This window comes from Sphingobium sp., from assembly GCF_035511395.1.
Classification (GTDB): Bacteria; Pseudomonadota; Alphaproteobacteria; order Sphingomonadales; family Sphingomonadaceae; genus Sphingobium.
This window is the reverse complement of the sequence record NZ_DATKFP010000181.1, coordinates 1-2,195: the sequence shown is the minus strand read 5'-3', so window position 1 is coordinate 2,195 and position 2,195 is coordinate 1. Positions and strand designations below refer to the sequence as shown.

General features: G+C 65.5%; 3 protein-coding genes and 2 pseudogenes. All 5 read left to right on the top strand.

The features are described 5' to 3' along the window. Positions 1-293 (top strand): annotated as a pseudogene (locus tag VMR39_RS12355) (glucuronyl hydrolase); the annotation flags it as partial. 3 nt (positions 294-296) lie between these two features. Continuing rightward, positions 297-1,277, top strand: coding sequence for a DUF1593 domain-containing protein (locus tag VMR39_RS12350; protein WP_325416280.1), 981 nt, complete (start codon positions 297-299; stop codon positions 1,275-1,277). 69 nt (positions 1,278-1,346) lie between these two features. Beyond that, positions 1,347-1,814, top strand: coding sequence for a hypothetical protein (locus VMR39_RS12345; protein WP_325416279.1), 468 nt, complete (start codon positions 1,347-1,349; stop codon positions 1,812-1,814). Beyond that, positions 1,811-2,002: a hypothetical protein gene (locus VMR39_RS12340; RefSeq protein ID WP_325416278.1), complete on the top strand. Its 192-nt coding sequence runs from the start codon at positions 1,811-1,813 to the stop codon at positions 2,000-2,002. Before VMR39_RS12345 ends, VMR39_RS12340 begins: the two co-directional genes overlap by 4 nt. Before the next feature lie 52 nt (positions 2,003-2,054). Next, positions 2,055-2,195, top strand: a pseudogene (locus VMR39_RS12335) (5-dehydro-4-deoxy-D-glucuronate isomerase); the annotation flags it as partial.

Genomic DNA, 2,195 nt, shown 5'->3' with positions numbered 1-2,195 from the left:
ACCGGGACAGCTCGGCAGCCGCCATCGCCGCCTGCGGCCTGCTCGAGCTGGCCCAGGCCCTGCCGCTGTCCGATGCCCTTCGCGAGACCTACGAGGCCTGGGCCGTCGCGATCATGAAGACGCTTTCGGAAGACTATCTCGCGCCTGTCGACGGCTCCAACGCGCTGCTGCTGCACGGCGTCTATCACATGCCCAACAAGGCTGGCGTCGATGAAGCGTGCATCTGGGGTGACTACTTCTATCTCGAGGCCCTGATGCGCCTGCGTCGCCCCTGGTCGCCGTACTGGGCATGACACATGGTCTGGCCTAACCGTGAGATCAGACGCTACCGCAAGTCGCCGCCCTGCCGGTTGCGAAGGCGATCGACAGCCCCCCGCTGGGCCGCATGGCTTGCCGCGTTCGCGATGGCGGGCTGCGCGGCAACGGCCAATGCGACCGCCTGCCCGCGCAACCCCGATAACGCGCGGCTCATCGTCCTGACGGACATCGGCAACGAACCCGACGACTCAGAATCGCTGGTCCGGTTGCTGCTCTATACCAACGAGATTGACCTCGAGGCGGTAGTCGCGTCGACCTCGGTCTGGCAGCATGAACGGATTCGCCCGGAACTCGTGAACGAGCGGATCGCAGGCTACGCGAAGGTGGCCGGAAACCTGCGCGTCCACGACTGTCGATACCCTGAAGCCGCCACCTTTGCGCGCATGGTCAAGCGGGGAAGCCCCCGCTACGGCCTCGCCGGCGTCGGCCCAGGCAAGGCGACCGAGGGCTCGCGCGCCATCATCGCGGCCCTCGACCGCGACGATGCCAGACCGCTCTGGGTCGCCCTGTGGGGCGGCGCGGTGGACCTCGCGCAGGCGCTGAAGGACATGCGCGACACCCGCACGCCCGAGGCCGTCGACAAGGCCGTCGACAAGGCCGTCGCCCGGCTGCGGGTCTATGCGATCTCCGACCAGGACGATGCCGGTCCGTGGATCAGGACGAATTTTCCCAAGCTGTTCTGGGTCGGCAGCATCCATGCCTTCGGCGACTATTCGGCCGCGACCTGGCGCGGGTTCTCGGGCGATCTGTACAGACAGCCCGACGCTGTCGCTCCCGCGCCGGCCGGACCCGACGGTCGACTGGTGACGAACGACTGGCTGTCCCGCAATATCCGCAAGGGTCCGCTCTGCACTTTGTATCCGGCCTGGCTCTACGCCATGGAGGGAGACACCCCGTCGTTCATGAATCTCGTGCGCAACGGCCTGTCCTTTCCGGAGCATCCCGAATGGGGAGGCTAGGGTGGCCGCTACGGCCGGGTGTCGCCCGAGCAGGGTCTCTTCGCCGACGCCACAGATGCCGTCGTGGGCATGGACGGCGTGACCTATCGCAGCGGGCAGGCCACGATCTGGCGGTGGCGCAATGCCTACCAGAACGACTTCGCGGCGCGCATCTCCTGGACCATGACCGGATGCTACACCTGCGCCAACCATGCCCCTCGGATCGCGCTGAACGGGACGCATTCGCCTTCCCCTCTTATCCTCTCCGCCGGGCCCGGAACCACGATCACGCTCGATGCCAGTGGTTCGCAGGATCCCGACGGGGACCAGCTCGATTTCGCATGGTCGAACTATCCCGAAGCAGGATCGACATTCCCCGAGGCCCCTCCCGAGATCCGAGACGGCCACAAGGGGATCGCGACCGTTGCCGTACCATCCAGCGCCACCAAGCCGATCCACATCATCCTGCAGGTCACCGACAATGGATCGCCATCGCTGACCCGATACCGCCGGGTCGTCATCAATCCGGCGACGGCCGTACAAGGTGCCAGTGAATGACCGTCCATCGCCTCAATGCACGCGGTGTTTCGAAGCCCTGGGGGATCACCGATGTCCCATCCGCTTTCCAGTCCGTAGCCGGCGACCGGGTCGGCGAGGTCTGGTTCACAGATGGCCGCTGCGACATCGCGGTCGAAGGGGCAATGCATGCGCTGGCCGCCCGCGTGTCGTCGCAGGGGCAAGGCTAAACCACGAAATCGAACAACATCAGGCAATCCGATACCCCAAGGAGGGAAACCAGTGTTCTGCAAGACCTACCACGCCACGCATCCGGACATGATGGAGTGCGTTTCCAACGAGGAACTGCGCGACCGTTACCTGGTGACGGGCATGTTCAAGGACGGCGAGGTCAACCTCAACTACTCGCACAACGAGCGCTTC